The organism is Acinetobacter vivianii, from assembly GCF_014635885.1.
Lineage (GTDB): Bacteria > Pseudomonadota > Gammaproteobacteria > Pseudomonadales > Moraxellaceae > Acinetobacter > Acinetobacter vivianii.
This window is the reverse complement of the sequence record NZ_BMDR01000006.1, coordinates 115,831-132,981: the sequence shown is the minus strand read 5'-3', so window position 1 is coordinate 132,981 and position 17,151 is coordinate 115,831. Positions and strand designations below refer to the sequence as shown.

Genomic DNA, 17,151 nt, shown 5'->3' with positions numbered 1-17,151 from the left:
CTATAATCCAATCAAAAACGTGAATATTCATGTTTTTTTCACTTTGTGTGCGTTGAATCAAGTCAGATAAAAAGAAGAAATGAGAATTCTGTTGTAGAACAATTTTTTGTTATTATTAAGTTAAATGTTATACAGACTTGTACGTTTTTTCTTACACAGAGATAAGAAAAATGCTATTTTTCTCCACAATTGATTCTGACAGAATAGTCAGTATAGAAACAGCACACACAAGAACGAGATAATAAAGACAATGATGTGTGTAAGATCATTCAGAGGGTATGAATGTGAAAGGAGAAGAAGAGTTAACAAGAAAAATAAAGCAAAATGATAATAATAAAACCTCAGCGCAAAGGCCCAAGTTGAAACTTGGGCTTTTTTTGTTTTGAAGAAATTAGACAAGACAGACAATTCTAGGCAAAATTAACTGTATTTTTCGATTGGTTAAATAATAACAATGTTAAGTAGTATTTTTCAGATATTAGAAAGTTTAGGTCTCGGCACCCAAAAACGTGCCATTAGTATGCAGTTTTCAAATGCGGCTCTAAATACTCAAATCATGCTGCAACGTCTAGATGGTTATCACGGCATTAATGATGGACTCTCCCTAGAACTGATCTGTTTATCTACCAATCCTTATATTGAACTCAAACAATTTATTGGTTGTCAGGTTGCTATTGATCAAGTGACGGATTCTGGGCAACTCTTTAGAACGACGGGAATTATTACAGGTGCAAGTCAAGGACAAAGCGATGGTGCATTGAGCCTTTATCGGTTGACGATGCAGGACGCGACGAGCTTATGGCATAAAAGACGCAATAGTCGCGTATTTATGAATAAAAGTGCCGTGGATATTTGCGAAATTATTTTCAAAGAGTGGCAAAGCAAAAGCCCTTTGTTTGCTGCCAGCCTAAAACTGGATACCAGTGGTTTAACTAGAAACTATGATATCCGCCCTTTTTCAATGCAGTCTAATGAAAGCGATTATGAATATTTAACTCGGTTATTACGCGAAGAATCGATTAACTTTTTAATTGATGAGTCGAATTATATTGTTGCGAGTTCAAGTCAAAGTATCGAAGCCCAAAAGCTACGTCTGATTGATGATAACGCACAATTTAAGGCGCTTGAACGCCGATCTATTCGTTACCATCGTTCCAATGCGGTTGAGCAGGCTGACAGTATTACCAGTTTTATTGCCCAGCGCCAATTACAGCCTACGGCTATACATGTACAACGTTGGCAAGCAGATAGTCTAAGTCAAGAAGATGCCAGTGGTTCAGTTCTCAGTTCACATCAACACAGTACCCAGCGAGATAATGAGAGTTTAAGTCTGGAACAAGCCTGGAATATTTCACCTGCCTGGATTGCTGATTTAAATGGAGAAGATCAGGCTACAGCATCAGGAAATAATCAATTAGAGAAACTCAACAAGCAGCTCAATCAATATCAAGCTTTACAGGCGAAATACTTTATTGCACATAGTAGTGTTCGAGATACTCAGGTGGGTTACTGGTTTCAGTTGAATGATCATCCAGAATTAGAAAAAAACCATAGTCAAAATGATAAAGAATTCCTAATCCTAACCAAGCATTTTTATAACCAGAACAATCTTCCGAAAGATATAAAGGAACAAGTCGAAAAATTACTCAGTCTTAGCCATTGGCCAATCAGTAAAGATAGTGAGCAAGAACGCCAAGCCAATGAATTGATGGTGGTACGTCGAACGATTGAGATTGTACCCGAATATGATCCATTGACTCACCGTCCTACCGCACATGTACAACGTGCCAAAGTCGTGAGCGATGGTGAAGAAATCCATGTTGATGAATGGGGACGAATCAAGGTTCGCTTTCTATTTACCCGTACAGAAGACCATGCACATGATGGTGGTGCAGGATCGAATGACAGTGATACCGATTCGGCGTGGGTCGATGTGCTCACCCCGTGGGCGGGCGAAGGCTATGGTACGCGCTTTTTACCACGTAAAGATGAAATCGTAGTAATTGACTTCTTTGATGGCAATATTGATCGCCCATTTGTAACAGGTCGTATTCATGAAGCGCAACGCTCACCCACTAAATTTGATATTAAAGGGCAACTTCCTGACACCAAAAAACTCAGTGGTATCCGTTCAAAAGAAGTGGGTGGTGAAGGCTATAACCAACTGCGTTTTGATGATACGACAGGGCAAATCAGTGCCCAATTACACAGCAGTCATGGTGCAACCCAACTGAACCTCGGTAATTTAAGCCATCCAAAGGAAGTGGCTGAAAGTGAAGGTCGTGGTGAGGGATTTGAACTACGTAGTGATAATGCGGGCGCAATCCGAAGCAAGGGTTTATATCTTTCAACCTTTGTACAAGATCAGGCAAAAGATACTCAACTGGAAGCAAAAGAAGCTCTGGCACAATTTTCGGAAAGCTTTGAAAGTATGAAAGCGCTGTCCGAATATGCAGAAAAACAGCAAGCAGAAGCTGCGGACATGTTGAGTCAGGTCGAGGCTTATATCAAAAAAGTTGAAACACAATGGTCTGACTTAAAAGCAGCACGCGATGCACTGATGCTCATAGCAGCGCCTGAAAGTATTGCTATGGTTTCAGGAAAGAATGTACATCTTCATGCTTTAGAGGCAGTAACAGTCGGAAGTGGGCAATCTGTAAATATTAGTGCAGACGAACATTTTGTATTAAATACCAAGAAAAAACTGAGCATGTTCGCAGGTCAGGAAGACCTTAAAATTTATGCTGCAAAAGGAAAGTTTGATTTACAAGCACAGGATAATCATTTGGAAGCTGCTGCGCGGCTAGACATCAAAATTACGTCATCAGAAGGGAAAGTTGAGATACAAAGCCCAACTGAAATTGTTTTAAAAGCGAAAGACAGCGCTTTAAAAATTAATGCTGAAGGGGTAACGGTGGTTACGCCAAATACATTCAAAGCTAAAGCTGGACAGCATATCTTTACAACAGGGGCGAGTGAAACGCCCCAACTTCCTATTTTTCCGAATAATATCTGCTGGGAATGTTTAGCAAGACGAGCTTCGCAACGTGGAGCATTTATTAACAAAGGCGAGGGTGTGTAATGCAGGGTAATCTGACTCTTTTTTTGGAAACCTTTAAAGATTATCCACTAGATGAACTGGAGCTGAATGTCTATGCGATTGCCGATGCAGCTCAAGATAAGCGCTTTCTCAAAGTATTTGAGCATTTACGCCAGAAGTGCTTGTTAAAAGAAGCCAGTGGAGAGAAAGCACGAGCTATTTCACCTCATCTCTTGCAGTTACCTCGTGATTTTTCCAGTGCAGAATGGAGCTGGGTCGAACGTCATGTTGCTGGGACAGCAAGTATGACGTTGATTGTAACGCCTGTTTCTTTCGATCTGTTGTTTGAACATCTACGTCAGTTTTTAGAGGTTGAGTTTGAAGGTGGGCTAGAAATGGTTTTAGCCTTTTGGGATCCAGTGATATTGGCAACCTTGGTTGGGCATGCTGAGGATCAAACTCTATATGTTAAAGAACCTGTGTTCAGTCCTGAGCAGATCGAAAACTTATTACGCCCTATTCAAAGTTGGTGGTATTGGGATCGTCTCGCTAATCTTCAGGCTATATTTGGTTTAAATCAGAAGCTTGATATTTTACCTCGTTATACAATCCCACTCATGTTTACAGCAGAACAAGAGGAAAGAATGGTTGAGGCTACTTTACCTGATCATTTGATTTATCACCTCAAACTGAATCATTCTTTTTTAGTCGATAAAATGGATGATTATGCCTTATATCAATTTGTAATAGATACGCTTCCACAAGCACGAGAATATCATTTGTCTGGAACACGGGATTTATTAAACTTTCTCTGCCTTAAATTGATGTATGGCGACCATTTTAATAAAGATAAAGATCTACAAATCGTGCTTGCTGAATTAAGTAAAAAAGTCATTACGATGGATGAGCTGATGGCGAAGTTAATGACTAAAGCTGGATAAACAATATGTATGGTTGATTTAGCAGGAATGTATTGTTGATCGTGATGAATCAATAATGAGTTAAGAGTATTTATTATTAAGATGTAAAAATGAAATTTAAAAAAGTATTTATAGTCTTTATCATTTTACCCCTTGTTATAGCAGGTTGTGCAGGGATTGGTCCAAATGCAACTTATTATATGGCGACAACTTCTTTTAAGTATGACCCTCGGTATACAGATTATATGCTGTTATTAAATGGTTCTGAGATTGGAGGGGGATTTGGTAATGTAACCTCTACAAATTCAATTAAAGTTGGTCCGCAAACAGTAACATGGAAGGACTCTAAAACAGGTGAATTACATCAATCTACAAATCAACTTGTGATTCAGAAAGAGCAACTCAAAAATAAAAAATATTTAGCTTTACATATTTACCCCGATGATACCGTTGAAGTCACTACGTCTGATAATTTACCTGATCCAACGGAAAAGGGGATGAAATGGCGAGAGCAATTAAGAAAAAATAAATAAAAGTAAAGTGAGAGGCGAACATGTTAATTGAAGAGTTAAAAAGAATAAGTGCGGTCAATAATGATGTATCAAATGATTTGCCTAGTGCAAAACAAGACTGTAGTGATGTAGTCAATATCTCCGTTTTTTTTTGATGGGACAGGTAATAATAAAGAGGTGAATAGCTATTACTAATATATTTAAGCCATGTAAATTCAAAAGAACGTTTATATGGCTTAAATATAGAGATAAAGATGAGGGTTGGATTATGACATTTAAGAAAGTATTTGCATTACTTACAGCAATACCACTAGGCTTAGCAGGTTGTGCTGGGATTGGTCCAAATGCAACTTACTATATGGGAGCGACTTCTTTCCATTACGATGATTCTTATCATGCTTATAGGATTGAGTTAAATGGTCAAAGAGTAGGAGGGGGCGATGGTAAATCGGTAATAACTTCACCAATTAAAGTAGGTTCACAAACAGTGACATGGAAGGATAGTAATACAGGTGAGCTGCATACGGCAAAAAATCAACTCGTGATTAGTAAAGAACAATTAAAAGGAAAAAAATATTTAGCTCTACACATGTATCCAGATGATACGGTTGAAATTACAACCTCAAATGACTTACCCGATCCAACTGAAAAAGGGTTGGCATGGATGGAAAAACAAAGAAGCATGGGGATAAAAAGAGGAAGTAAATAATAATTAAACAGTTAAAGTAGGTCATAGCTAATAGTGTTACATATATTTAAGCCATGTAAATTCAAAAAAATCGTTTATATGGCTTAAATATAGAGATAAAGATGAGGGTAAGATTATGACATTTAAGAAAGTATTTGCGTTACTTACAGCAATACCACTAAGCATGGCAGGTTGTGCTGGGATCGGTCCAAATGCAACTTATAATATGGCGACGACTTCTTTTAGTTATGATCTTAGATATAGCCCCTATATGTTCAAATTAAATGGACATGAAATTGGCGGGGGGTTTGGAAAGGCAACTATGGTTAGCCCAATTAAAGTTGGTCCGCAAACTGTAGCATGGAAAGACTCTAATACGGGTAAGTTATACCAATCAACCAATCAACTCATAATTCATAAAGAGCAATTAAAAGGGAAAAAATATTTAGCTCTACATATCTATCCAGATGATACCGTTGAGGTGACCACATCAAATGATTTACCCGATCCAACTGAAAAAGGGTTGGCATGGATGGAAAAGCAAGAAAGGGAAGGGGTAAAGAGGGGAGATAAATAATGTTATCTGAAGAGTTAAAACGAATCATTAATGTTAATAATGATGTGTCAAATGATTCTCCAACAAAAAAACAAGACTGTAGTGATGTAGTCAATATTTCTGTCTTTTTTGATGGGACAGGCAATAATAAAGAGGCAGATGAAAAAAATCAGAAGTGGTCGAATCCTGCCCGACTTTGGAGGAATGCTGCTCAATATACTCTTGATCATAAAAAAGACCCTGATCATGCCATTTATGTCTCAGGAGTTGGGACTAATTTCAATGCAGAGTTAGGCATTTTTCAAAGAACCATTTCATGGATGCAGGATAATTTGGCACTTGGTTCTGGTGCAGGACTTGGTGGCGCTAGACGTTTAGATTATGGCGAAGAACAGTTTAACGATCACCTAAAAAAAATCTTGGAAATTAAAGTAAAGAGTGCTGAAAAAAATCTGTCGCAATATGCGACAGCAGGCAAAGCCACTAGTGAAACGGAACTGAGCCAATGCTTGTCAGAGCATCGTCTTATTAAAAAAATTAATATCTCTGTATTTGGTTTCTCTCGTGGTGCTGCATTGGCACGCGCTTTTACCAATCAAATGCTCGGGAAATGTGAATCTACGTGTGATGGTTTGACCTATGGAGAGAAAAAATCTCCGATCGAATTTCAGTTCTTGGGGATCTTTGATACAGTCGCATCCTTTGGTTTACCCTCAACCAATCTTCTGAATAATCTGACCTTTAAAGGTCGTGATATGGTGGTCGATGAACGGGTTAAGATGTGTGTGCATCATGTGGCAGGCAATGAACAACGCTTTGCCTTTCCAGTTGATCTGATTTGTAAACGAGAAGATGGCACATTGGCAAATTCAAAGTGGAAAGAGGTAGTTTATCCAGGCATGCATTCGGATGTTGGAGGAGGCTATATGCCACTGGATGAGAAAACCAAGATTACCGATCATTTTGCCCGTATCCCTTTACGCGATATGCTCAATGAAGCCGTACAGGCAGGTGTACGGATGTATAGCTATGAGCAATTACAAAAAGAGCATGGGGACTTATTTAAGACACAATTCGAAGTTTTACCTCAGGTTGAAACCTTATATCAGTCAGTCGTTAGGGATATGCAAAGTCAGGAAGCAACTGCCATGCAGTTAATTCAGGCGAAAAATCCAGATCAAGCGATGAAGCATCGTGAGCAAATCAAAGCCAAGATGATGGCAGCGATGAAAACTTACTATAGTGCTTATGGCACGATCCAGCGTAGCGGTGAAGCAATTGCGACTGAGCAGGAACGTAAGGGGACAATGCGTAGAACGGTAGATTATTCAGTTGCAGCTTTTGGCCCTGCCAGTATGGCGGAGGAAATCAGACGCTTGAGAGCCAGTCAGAATTTTACTGCTTCCAAGAACGGTGGTATCAATATTTTCCGTGTTTTATCACCAGTGTCTAAACTTTATGAATATCTGATTAGTATTGACGGCTGGGAGCTAGAAAGTTGGGAGCGGGACACCATCCAACCTGTCGCTGATTTTTATCAGCAATATGTTCATGACTCAAAATATGGCTTCTTATTCAATGCAGAACCGTTTAGTTATTTCTATCAAAGAACGGTTTTTGAGCCGAGACGTAGTCGGCAAGGTCAGGAAATCGATAAAAAATTGAGTGAGCAGAAAATAATGTGCTCCAAAGATCCAGAGGTACAGCAACAGCAACTGATGGACTCATTCCAGCAATCTAAACTGGATCAGCAACAGCCAGCTTTAGATGCTGCGAGTTAAGCTGGTGGAAGTAAGGAGGTTGATAATCAACCTCCTTATTTTTTACACATAAATTAGACTAAATCCGCCTCAGTACGATCGGTCGCAAACAGTGAGCGGCGCTGATTTTTCGGAATTTTTGGACAATTTGTGGAGATCTGGTACAACGTTTTTGCCAGTGCAGGCAGATGTGTACCTACCACCGATTTACCTGTGGTGAGCAATGACACACTAATGTCACGTTCAGGATCAGCCCAACACAAAATATTTGAGAAACCGATATGACCAAACGCCTGACCTGTCATTGGACCAAATAAGCCAACAGGATTACTACCCAGCATTGGGCCCAGCGCATAGCGCATCGGTGCTAATAGGGTTCGATCCAGACTAATGCCAGAGGTCGGCAAGGTTGAGCGGAATACGGTTTTTTCACTCATGATTTGCTTGCCTTGATATTCACCACCACTCAGCAGCATTTCAAAAAATCGTCCCGCTTGTTCAGCACTGGTATAAATGTTACCCGCAGGACAAATCGTATCCATAAAGCGATGATCATTGGTGACATCCACCGCCAGTTGCAGACCACCTCCTAACACATGGTTGAGGTAAAAATCTGTGCCTAAGCTTGGATGAATCCCTGTGGCATAGTTCAAGGCAACATCATCGCGATATTCTTGTTTTAAACCATAGTTAAAATAGTCTAAGCCCATCGGTTTTTCGATGTGTTCCGCGAGGAATTCGCGAACACTTTGTCCTGTCACGCGTTGAACGATTTCACCCAGAATATAACCCGCAGTGACGGCATGATAGGCAAGATGCGTACCTGAAGGGGAAACTGGTTTCGCGGCATAAAGCAGTTTTAAGATTTCTTCCTGATTAAAGAGCAGTTCTGGTGTTACTTCGCTATCAATACGTGGAATGCCGCCACGATGTGAAAGTAAATGAAAAATCGTGGCACGGCGTTTGCCATTGACGCCATATTCAGGAATGTAATAGCTAATCGGATCAAGTAAATTCAGGTCGCCACGCTCATCCAGCATATGCACCAACATGGCTGTCACCATTTTAGATGCAGAAAACAGGCATACTGGTGTATCTGGTGTTGCAATCTTGGCATCAGGCGCTAAGCCTTCCGTCGAGTTGCCTTGCGCATAACCAATACTGCGGTTTAACAAAATCTGTCCTTGTCGGCGTAAACATAAAGTGATGAGTGGATAATTCCCCGTTTTATAGAGCGCTTCGACACTGCCCCAGATTTTTTGAATCTGCTTTTCTGTCATGCCACCCAATTCAGCCGAAACCTCATCTTTGGTGCGAATCACCTGATTGAGGTCATGTGGAACGTAGCAAGTATTGGTTGATAAAATTTTCACGCATCCCTCGCAATTTTTTCATTTTCTTTTTTCCTCTGTCATGAATCTAAACAGAGCAAGGGTAGTGTGCCTATTTTGTGCAATGCTGTCAGCTGCCGAAATGCCAGCAAACATAAAACAATTTTGCAATATAGCGATAGATCACTTAAAATAGCGCCTTGCTGTAGTGATGCACGGCAGTCAGTTGTTTTCAACTGATCAATATCATTTTATTTTTTAAGCATCTCGGAGAAATCGAATGGCTTTAACTAACGCAGATCGCGCAGAGATCATCGCTAAATTTGCTCGTGCTGAAAACGACACTGGTTCACCTGAAGTACAAGTTGCTTTATTGTCTGCTCAAATCAATGATTTGCAAGGTCACTTTAAAGAACACAAACACGACCATCACAGCCGTCGTGGTTTGATTCGTATGGTAAACCAACGTCGTAAATTACTTGACTACTTAAACGGTAAAGATCACGGTCGTTATGTTGCTTTGATCGGCGCATTAGGTTTACGTCGTTAATTCGATTTTACTTTGTTTTCGCTATTTCGCATGTTGCAATGCCTTATCGCTGAAAAGAGAGTTTCACCTAATTTCCGTTAGGTGATTTTAGAAGGGGCGCTTGTTCGCTCCTTCTTTGTGTTTAACTTTTATTTAAAAATTTTTGATCTAGTGCGATGGCTTCTAAGCTTTGTCATTTATCCACACGCTAGTGGTGGTCTGAATGCCAAACCTTAGGGGTCTCACTAGAATAAAACTAGGAAAATATAATACATGTCAATGTTTAATATCATTCGTAAAGAATTTCAATTTGGTCAACATCAAGTTGTTTTAGAAACGGGTCGTGTTGCACGTCAAGCCAATACAGTTTTAGTTACCATGGGTGGCGTGACTGTTCTGGTTGCAGTTGTTGCCCAACCTAAAGCAAAAGCGGGTCAAGACTTTTTCCCGTTGACTGTTAACTACCAAGAAAAACAATATGCTGCTGGTCGTATCCCTGGTGGTTACGGTAAGCGTGAAGGTCGTGCTTCTGAAGCTGAAACTTTAATTTCACGTTTGATCGACCGTCCAATCCGTCCGTTGTTCCCAGAAGGTTACTTCAACGAAATTCAAGTAACAGCAACTGTTGTTTCTTCTGACAAAACCATGGATGCCGATATTGCTGCAATGCTAGGTACATCTGCTGCATTGTCAATTGCAGGTACACCATTCCGTGGTCCAATCGGTGGTGCGCGTGTTGGTTTAATTAACGGTGAATACGTTCTTAACCCGAACTTCGAACAACTTGCACAATCTGACCTTGATCTTGTTGTTGCTGGTACTGAATCTGCAGTATTAATGGTTGAATCTGAAGCGAAAGAGCTTTCAGAAGACCAAATGCTTGGTGCTGTTCTTTTCGGTCATGACGAAATGCAAATCGCAATTCAAGCGATTAAAGAATTTGCTGCTGCTGCGGGCGCAGTTGAATCAACTTGGGTTGCTCCAAGCAAAAACGAAGTGCTTCTTGAGCAATTAAAAGCAGCTTTCGAAGCGAAGATTTCTGAAGCATATACCATTGCAATCAAACAAGACCGTTATGCGGCACTTGATGCACTTTATGCAGAAGCGGTTGCTCAGTTCGTTCCTGAAAATGACGAGACTGGTATTGCTGACGAAGTAAATGAATTATTTGAAGACCTTAAATACCGTACAGTACGTGACAACATCTTGTCTGGTAAGCCGCGTATTGATGGTCGTGATACCAAAACTGTTCGTGGTATCGACGTACAAGTTGGTGTATTAGACCGTGCACATGGTTCTGCATTATTTACACGTGGTGAAACTCAGGCGTTGGTTACAACAACTTTGGGTAACACGCGTGATGCGTTGATGGTTGATACCCTTTCAGGTACGAAAACTGACAACTTCATGTTGCACTATAACTTCCCTGCATACTCTGTAGGTGAAACTGGTCGTGAATCTGGTCCTAAGCGTCGTGAAATCGGTCATGGCCGTTTAGCACGTCGTGGTGTTCAAGCTGTACTTCCAGCGGCTGACCGCTTCCCGTACGTAATTCGTATCGTTTCTGATATCACTGAATCTAACGGTTCATCTTCAATGGCTTCTGTATGTGGTGCTTCATTATCACTTATGGATGCAGGTGTTCCACTTAAAGCACCAGTTGCGGGTATCGCAATGGGCCTAGTGAAAGAAGGCGAGCGTTTCGCAGTTCTTTCTGACATCTTGGGTGATGAAGATCACTTAGGTGATATGGACTTTAAAGTCGCAGGTTCTGCAAACGGTATTACTGCACTTCAAATGGATATCAAGATCGAAGGTATCACTGAAGAAATCATGGAAGTTGCATTAAACCAAGCATTTGCTGGTCGTATGCACATCCTCAATGAAATGAATAAAGTGATTTCACGTGCGCGTGCAGAAATCAGTGCGAATGCACCGACATTTGAAGTGATTAACATCAATCCAGACAAGATCCGTGATGTTATTGGTAAAGGCGGCGCAACGATTCGTGCCATTACTGAAGAAACTAAAGCTGCAATTGATATTGAAGATAACGGTACAGTTCGCGTATTTGGTGAAACTAAAGCTGCTGCTCGTGCTGCGATTGCAAAAATTCAAGCACTTACTGCTGAGGTTGAACCAGGTAAGATCTATGACGGTAAAGTAATCCGTATTGTAGAATTCGGTGCATTCGTCAACATCATGCCGGGTACTGATGGCTTACTTCACATTTCACAAATCTCAAATGAGCGTATTGCGAATGTGACTGACGTATTGAAAGAAGGTCAGGAAGTTAAAGTACAAGTTGCTGATGTCGACAACCGTGGTCGTATCAAGTTGACAATGAAAGATATCGAGCAAGCATAAGCTAGCTCAGTCTTTCGACTAAAAAAAGCGCATTGTACAAACAATGCGCTTTTTTTATTAAGTTAATGATTGTTATAAATATAAAAAGTTGAAACTGTAAACATAAAATTTCTTTATATTAGACATTAGTCTAATGCTTTAAATCTGAGCCCAACAACTAACGTAGAATTCCCCAAATTTCCGTGCCTGCCGTATTTATGTGGTTTTAGATAGACAGTCGGAAGTCTATTTGTTCATCTCAATATGAAGGAATATTGCACATGCTTGTCGATCATGTAGCCGCAGGTCAAGATGACCAACAACCTCCCAAGAAACCAAAGTTCTATCAAATTCTCTATGTACAAGTGATCTTCGCAATTGTTGCGGGGATACTACTTGGTCATTTCTTTCCTGAGTTTGGTGAAAGCTTGAAGCCGCTGGGCGAAGCATTCATTAAAATGGTGAAAATGATCATTGCTCCTGTGATTTTCCTGACGGTTGTAACAGGGATTGCAGGGATGAAAAATATTGGAAGTGTTGGGCGTGTCACCGCGAAGGCAATGATTTACTTCTTGACCTTTTCAACCTTGGCTTTGATTATTGGCCTGATTGTTGGAAATGTGATTGAGCCAGGTCATGGCTTAAATATTGATCCAAGTACCTTGCACAGCACCAAAGTCGATGAATATGCAGCTAAGGCGCATGAATCTTCGATTACTGGCTTCTTAATGAATATTATTCCAGATACGTTGGTCAGCCCATTCGTATCGGGACAAATTCTTCAGGTTCTATTCGTTGCCGTATTATTTGGTTTGGCTTTGGCAAAATCAGGTGATTTAGGCCGTCCAGTCACAGACTTTCTTCAACAATTGACCAATCCCGTTTTTACCTTGGTCGGGATGTTGATGAAGTTCGCGCCGATTGGTGCGTTTGGTGCAATGGCCTTTACCATTGGTGCGTATGGGATTAGCTCGATTGGTAATTTGATGTTACTGATTGCGACCTTCTATATTACGGCTTTACTGTTTGTCATTGTGATTCTGGGTGCAGTCGCACGTTATAACGGCTTCTCGATTATTGATCTGATTCGTTATATTAAAGATGAACTCTGGTTGGTACTCGGTACCAGTTCATCTGAAGCAGCATTACCTTCATTGATGGCGAAAATGGAAAAGGCGGGCTGTGAAAAATCAGTGGTCGGCTTGGTCATTCCGACAGGCTATTCATTTAATCTGGATGGTACCAATATTTATATGACCTTGGCAGCCTTGTTTATTGCGCAGGCATGTAATATCGAATTGACGCTGACTCAACAGATCACCATTTTATTGGTGGCGATGCTGAGCTCTAAAGGTGCAGCAGGAATCACTGGTGCAGGCTTTATTACCTTGGCAGCTACACTTTCAGTCGTGCCAGCAATTCCAGTTGCAGGTATGGCGCTGATTTTAGGTATTGACCGTTTCATGTCTGAATGTCGTGCATTGACCAACCTTGTCGGGAATGCATGTGCGACTATCGTAGTTGCGAAATGGGATAAGGCATTAGATAAAGAACAACTCGATCTGGCGTTAAAGCACGGTATCGTTAAAGAAGATGCATAATCTTTTATCTGTTAAAAAAGCCTCCATGTGAGGCTTTTTTATTGTGCAGGAAATAGCGGGTTGAATAGCGATAGCTTTTTACGACGCTTCATGGCAGCATTTCAGTAGCTATCCAAATTCATATTGTCCTATGCAGCTTTATTATTTTTATCGCCATAACAGTGAAAATACAATTTTTATTAGTACAGAACAACAAGCAGAACACGCGCTGGAATTTTTGTGGGTCGATAGTTTAAGACAGGATCTGGTCAATCATACCGAGACGTGGCAAAGCGATATTTGTCGGCATACGGGATTGGTTTTGAATGAATTCCATATGCGCGATTTACTCAATATTGAGCATCCTTGTGCTTTTGATACGGTTGAAGAATACGATCTCTTGGTGTTCCGTAAGTTAATTAGCCCAGATGACCAAATTCTTGAAAGTGAGAATGTTCTGGAATCCCATGAGAGTGTTTTTGGGCTCGCCACCACGCCAATGAGTTTTATCCTGACGCCACAATTTCTGGTGAGTGTACGCGAGCAGGGCAATAAGGCAGTCGAAAGCTATATACAGCGACTACAGACCATTATGGGACGTCCGATCGCCGAGCAGAATAAACCACGTAAATTACCTGCGACACCCGCAGACCTCTGCTTGCGCTTACTGAACAGCATGATTGATGGCTATCTGAATCTGCGCACACCGTTAACACGTCGGGTTGAATATTGGCAGCAGCAGTTGTTACAGGGTAATCGTCGTTTTAAGCAATGGCATCAGTTATTTCATGAAGACATGGCATTTCAGCAAATCGAAAATTTATGTGAGGAGCAGATTGAAACCTTGCAGGAGTTTAGAGATGAGCTGGTCGATAATTATCATCATGTCGTGGGTGAGCATAAGCATAAGGCGCAAGACATTTTACTGGTGCGTTTGAATGATCTGATGAGCCATGTCGAACGGGTACAGAAACATACCTTACGTTTGCGTAATGCGATTCAGTCGGCTATCGACTTGCACTTTTCTGCGATTGCCAATCAAACCAATGAAAACATGCGCATATTAGCCATTATCACAGCCATTTTTGCGCCATTGACCTTATTAACGGGTGTATATGGGATGAACTTCGAGTTTATTCCCGGGCTGAAATCACCTGTTGGATTCTGGATCATGCTGGGCGTAATGCTGATGAGTACCGTGTTGCTGCTATATTATTTCTATCGTCAGCATCTGGTTGGACGCGGTGAACGGAGTGTGATTGATTTGCTGGCACAGCAACATAAGCAGCGTAATTTAAACTTATTATGGTTTCTGGACTACGAACCGATTAAGCAAACGCTGAAAGAAGTGGAGAAAATGACCAAGCTGAAATAACAGATTTCGTTCAAATATTTCATTGTTAAAAAGTAATTTTTAGCAGAGTCATACTGAGTTCTCATCCATTCTCAGGATTAACTACTTCGTCTTGCACTTCACCACAGCTTTAATCGCTTTGGTTCGTTCCGGCTCGCCTTACTTTGGTTTCGCCCTGAGAAGCGTTTAAAGCTTCGCAAGAGCAAAGGCAGCGTCATCCACATGAGGAGCGACTAAAGCTCCGCAAGGTTCACTTTTGATACCATACTCACAGCATAGCTGTTCGTCTTGCGCTTCAGACAAAGCAGTGCTTTGTTTATCTTCGCTCAGGTTGTGGATGATCCCCTCGAGTATCAGATTTTATCTAGTTGTTCGTTAAATTAAGAATATTGGTTAATGAAAATGCTTGAGCTGTTTGCGAAGCTGTTGCACTTCATCGATTAAATCCAGCATCACGGCTACGGCTGACAGGCTTGCATCAAAGTCACGTTGCAGGCGATAGGCACGCCGAGCACGGCTGACATCTTCACCAATAAACTGATAGCTTTGCGGATCGACAGAGATTTGCAAAATATCATAATCGATCAGTTTGAGGACCCATTCGGTACTTTGACCACATGCTTCTGCAAAGTGTTCAAGATCAAGTGCCAATTGTTCATCAATGATTTCAACTTGGCAGTGACCGTCATATTGAATTTCTTTGTATTGAATCGTTGTCATGATCTTACTCCTTATGAGGCACGAGGTTTGAATGTAGCAAAGGCTTCGGCAAATTGTTGATAAGCCTGTTGCTCTTGCTCACTGTGCGCTGGCGGTAAAACAATATTAATAATCAGGTACAGATGCCCCGCAGTCTTGTTCGGAATGCCTTTCTCTTTTAAACGTAACTGTTGCCCATTCTTGGCATTTTTCGGCAAGTTCACCTTGAGCTGTCCAGCAGGGGTATTGACTTCAATACTTTGCCCGAGAGCTGCTTCCCAAGGACTGACATCAATGGTTTGATATACATCAGCACCTTCAACACGAATACGGTCAGTATCCTTATACTGAATCTCGATATAAAGATCACCATTTGCGCCGCCATTGATACCACTCTGGCCTTGACCATTGAGACGGATTTGCTGACCTACCTTCATTCCTTTTGGAATTTTAACTTCTAAGGTTTTGCGTTGAACTTCAGGCTCGCCATAGACGTTATAAGTCGGAATTTGTAGCGTGATTTGCTGGGTTGATCCGTGATAGGCGATATCTAAATCGACCTGAATACTGGCATGTTGATCTTCACCCCGATAGCTACGTTGTTGGCGTTGAGAGCGTTGTTGCCCACCACCAAAGCCTGAACCAAAACGACCAAACAGGTCTTCAAAGCCACTAAAATCTGCCCCTTCTCCTGAACTCTGACGATAGAACTGTGAACCATCAAAACCGCTTTGGTTGCCTTGACCAAAGTTGGAAAAACCTTGTGGGTGATCCAGCATTTGATCATATTCGGCTTTTTTGCTGCTATCGCTTAAGGTGTCGTAGGCGACATTAATCGCCTGCATTTTGGCTTCTGCATCCGCTTCTTTACTAATGTCAGGATGATATTTACGCGCCAGTTTTCGATAGGCTTTTTTGATTTCATCTGCTGAGGCATCTCTGGAAACACCTAGCTCTTCATAATAATTTTTTGCCATGATCTTTAAATATAATAATGTTGTGTTTCTTTCATTATGAAACGAATCCAAGAGATTTCAATGGATTCGATTGTATAAGACTTGTTCTGTTTGAATCAGAAAAGAGCATGTAAATAATTTTATTTGGCTTGGTTGAACGTCTAGATAAAGGTTTCGATCAGACCATACAGTGCAATCAAAACCAGTAAGGCACCGCATAAACCGAGAATTTTTGGATAAATACTGCTTTGCGATAAGCGACGGAAGAACAGATAGACCAAAGATAAGGTCAAGAAATCCAGAACGATCCATGTCACGGTTAATAGACTGAGACTAAAATTGATATTGGGTGAAATTGAAATAAATTGCGGGAAAAATGCCGAGAAGAAAATAATATCTTTGGGATTGGAAATTCCGACCAGAAACCCTTTCTTAAAACCGCCATTTTGTGCCGATACGGTTTGAATTGCAGTTGGATGCGGTGCCTGAATGACTTCTTTAATAATGCTATAACCAAGATAGGCAATATAAAGGCAACCTAATACCCGAATGGCTTTCAGGTAATTTTCATCAATGGTGAGAAAGCCTTTGAGAATCAGCACTGAAATAAAAATCAGGATTAAAGAGGCAAAGTTGGTTCCAAAGATGGTCTGTAAAGCTTTTTTATAACCGCCTTTGAGTCCAGCACTGGCCACCAGAATCATCACAGGGCCGGGCGTGGCAATGAGGACCACCACACTCACAATAAACAGCAAATATTCGAAGTAATTCATAGCTTAATCATAAGGTCGATATTATTGGGAGATTTAAAAATTGTTTTATCGGGTAGACCTTAATACAAAATAAAAAAAGACGGAAGCCCGTCTCTTTTTATTTTTGA

General features: G+C 40.9%; 14 protein-coding genes. 10 read left to right on the top strand and 4 right to left on the bottom strand.

Annotated features, from left to right (window positions below; translation table 11 throughout):
* Positions 1 to 454: 454 nt before the first annotated feature.
* The 6 genes from IEV36_RS13585 (at position 455) to IEV36_RS13560 (ending at position 7,497) form a co-directional block, all read left to right on the top strand.
* A complete protein-coding gene (locus IEV36_RS13585) occupies positions 455 to 3,082 on the top strand; it encodes a type VI secretion system Vgr family protein (RefSeq protein ID WP_005255424.1) in 2,628 nt (875 codons plus the stop codon).
* Positions 3,082 to 3,981, top strand: a complete 900-nt coding sequence (locus IEV36_RS13580) for a DUF4123 domain-containing protein (RefSeq protein ID WP_005255422.1) — start codon at positions 3,082 to 3,084, stop codon at positions 3,979 to 3,981. Before IEV36_RS13585 ends, IEV36_RS13580 begins: the two co-directional genes overlap by 1 nt.
* 89 nt (positions 3,982 to 4,070) lie before the next feature.
* Positions 4,071 to 4,493 (top strand): hypothetical protein, encoded by a 423-nt coding sequence (locus IEV36_RS13575; protein WP_005255421.1) that lies wholly within the window; start codon positions 4,071 to 4,073, stop codon positions 4,491 to 4,493.
* A gap of 247 nt (positions 4,494 to 4,740) precedes the next feature.
* Positions 4,741 to 5,181, top strand: coding sequence for a hypothetical protein (locus tag IEV36_RS13570; RefSeq protein ID WP_005255415.1), 441 nt, complete (start codon positions 4,741 to 4,743; stop codon positions 5,179 to 5,181).
* A gap of 115 nt (positions 5,182 to 5,296) precedes the next feature.
* A complete protein-coding gene (locus tag IEV36_RS13565) occupies positions 5,297 to 5,737 on the top strand; it encodes a hypothetical protein (protein ID WP_005255409.1) in 441 nt (146 codons plus the stop codon).
* The gene (locus IEV36_RS13560) at positions 5,737 to 7,497 is read left to right on the top strand and encodes a T6SS phospholipase effector Tle1-like catalytic domain-containing protein (protein ID WP_005255407.1); all 1,761 of its coding nucleotides are present in this window, start codon (positions 5,737 to 5,739) and stop codon (positions 7,495 to 7,497) included. Before IEV36_RS13565 ends, IEV36_RS13560 begins: the two co-directional genes overlap by 1 nt.
* A gap of 53 nt (positions 7,498 to 7,550) precedes the next feature.
* Here IEV36_RS13560 and IEV36_RS13555 read toward each other — a convergent pair whose 3' ends face one another.
* The gene (locus IEV36_RS13555; protein ID WP_005255405.1) at positions 7,551 to 8,849 is read right to left on the bottom strand and encodes a serine hydrolase domain-containing protein; all 1,299 of its coding nucleotides are present in this window, start codon (positions 8,847 to 8,849) and stop codon (positions 7,551 to 7,553) included.
* Positions 8,850 to 9,087: 238 nt separating this feature from the next.
* On the opposite strand from IEV36_RS13555, the gene rpsO reads away from it, so the two are divergent.
* The 4 genes from rpsO to IEV36_RS13535 all read left to right on the top strand — a co-directional run bounded on the left by rpsO (position 9,088) and on the right by IEV36_RS13535 (position 14,637).
* Entirely contained in the window at positions 9,088 to 9,357 is a 270-nt protein-coding gene (rpsO, locus tag IEV36_RS13550) for a 30S ribosomal protein S15 (RefSeq protein WP_004774141.1), read from the top strand.
* 258 nt (positions 9,358 to 9,615) lie between these two features.
* Positions 9,616 to 11,703 (top strand): polyribonucleotide nucleotidyltransferase, encoded by a 2,088-nt coding sequence (gene pnp / locus IEV36_RS13545; protein WP_171067053.1) that lies wholly within the window; start codon positions 9,616 to 9,618, stop codon positions 11,701 to 11,703.
* A 260-nt stretch (positions 11,704 to 11,963) separates the two neighbouring features.
* Positions 11,964 to 13,283 carry a dicarboxylate/amino acid:cation symporter gene (locus IEV36_RS13540; protein WP_005255404.1) on the top strand — a complete coding sequence of 440 codons (1,320 nt, stop codon included), beginning with the start codon at positions 11,964 to 11,966 and terminating at the stop codon, positions 13,281 to 13,283.
* A gap of 130 nt (positions 13,284 to 13,413) precedes the next feature.
* Positions 13,414 to 14,637 (top strand): magnesium transporter CorA family protein, encoded by a 1,224-nt coding sequence (locus tag IEV36_RS13535; protein WP_005255403.1) that lies wholly within the window; start codon positions 13,414 to 13,416, stop codon positions 14,635 to 14,637.
* A gap of 372 nt (positions 14,638 to 15,009) precedes the next feature.
* Here the strand turns inward: IEV36_RS13535 and IEV36_RS13530 are convergent, their stop codons facing one another.
* From IEV36_RS13530 to IEV36_RS13520, 3 genes are all read right to left on the bottom strand, one after another.
* On the bottom strand, positions 15,010 to 15,336 hold the full coding sequence (locus IEV36_RS13530; protein ID WP_004774148.1) for a chaperone modulator CbpM: 327 nt from the start codon (positions 15,334 to 15,336) through the stop codon (positions 15,010 to 15,012).
* An 11-nt stretch (positions 15,337 to 15,347) separates the two neighbouring features.
* Positions 15,348 to 16,292 (bottom strand): DnaJ C-terminal domain-containing protein, encoded by a 945-nt coding sequence (locus IEV36_RS13525; protein WP_005255402.1) that lies wholly within the window; start codon positions 16,290 to 16,292, stop codon positions 15,348 to 15,350.
* A gap of 140 nt (positions 16,293 to 16,432) precedes the next feature.
* Positions 16,433 to 17,044, bottom strand: coding sequence for a LysE family translocator (locus IEV36_RS13520; RefSeq protein WP_005255400.1), 612 nt, complete (start codon positions 17,042 to 17,044; stop codon positions 16,433 to 16,435).
* Positions 17,045 to 17,151: the final 107 nt, after the last annotated feature.

Coding starts and splice junctions, on each gene's coding strand:
- IEV36_RS13585 (WP_005255424.1), top strand. CDS start 455: ATGTTAAGTAGTATTTTTCAGATATTAGAAAGTTTAGGTCTCGGCACC.
- IEV36_RS13580 (WP_005255422.1), top strand. CDS start 3,082: ATGCAGGGTAATCTGACTCTTTTTTTGGAAACCTTTAAAGATTATCCA.
- IEV36_RS13575 (WP_005255421.1), top strand. CDS start 4,071: ATGAAATTTAAAAAAGTATTTATAGTCTTTATCATTTTACCCCTTGTT.
- IEV36_RS13570 (WP_005255415.1), top strand. CDS start 4,741: ATGACATTTAAGAAAGTATTTGCATTACTTACAGCAATACCACTAGGC.
- IEV36_RS13565 (WP_005255409.1), top strand. CDS start 5,297: ATGACATTTAAGAAAGTATTTGCGTTACTTACAGCAATACCACTAAGC.
- IEV36_RS13560 (WP_005255407.1), top strand. CDS start 5,737: ATGTTATCTGAAGAGTTAAAACGAATCATTAATGTTAATAATGATGTG.
- rpsO (WP_004774141.1), top strand. CDS start 9,088: ATGGCTTTAACTAACGCAGATCGCGCAGAGATCATCGCTAAATTTGCT.
- pnp (WP_171067053.1), top strand. CDS start 9,616: ATGTTTAATATCATTCGTAAAGAATTTCAATTTGGTCAACATCAAGTT.
- IEV36_RS13540 (WP_005255404.1), top strand. CDS start 11,964: ATGCTTGTCGATCATGTAGCCGCAGGTCAAGATGACCAACAACCTCCC.
- IEV36_RS13535 (WP_005255403.1), top strand. CDS start 13,414: ATGCAGCTTTATTATTTTTATCGCCATAACAGTGAAAATACAATTTTT.
- IEV36_RS13530 (WP_004774148.1), bottom strand. CDS start 15,336: ATGACAACGATTCAATACAAAGAAATTCAATATGACGGTCACTGCCAA.
- IEV36_RS13525 (WP_005255402.1), bottom strand. CDS start 16,292: ATGGCAAAAAATTATTATGAAGAGCTAGGTGTTTCCAGAGATGCCTCA.
- IEV36_RS13520 (WP_005255400.1), bottom strand. CDS start 17,044: ATGAATTACTTCGAATATTTGCTGTTTATTGTGAGTGTGGTGGTCCTC.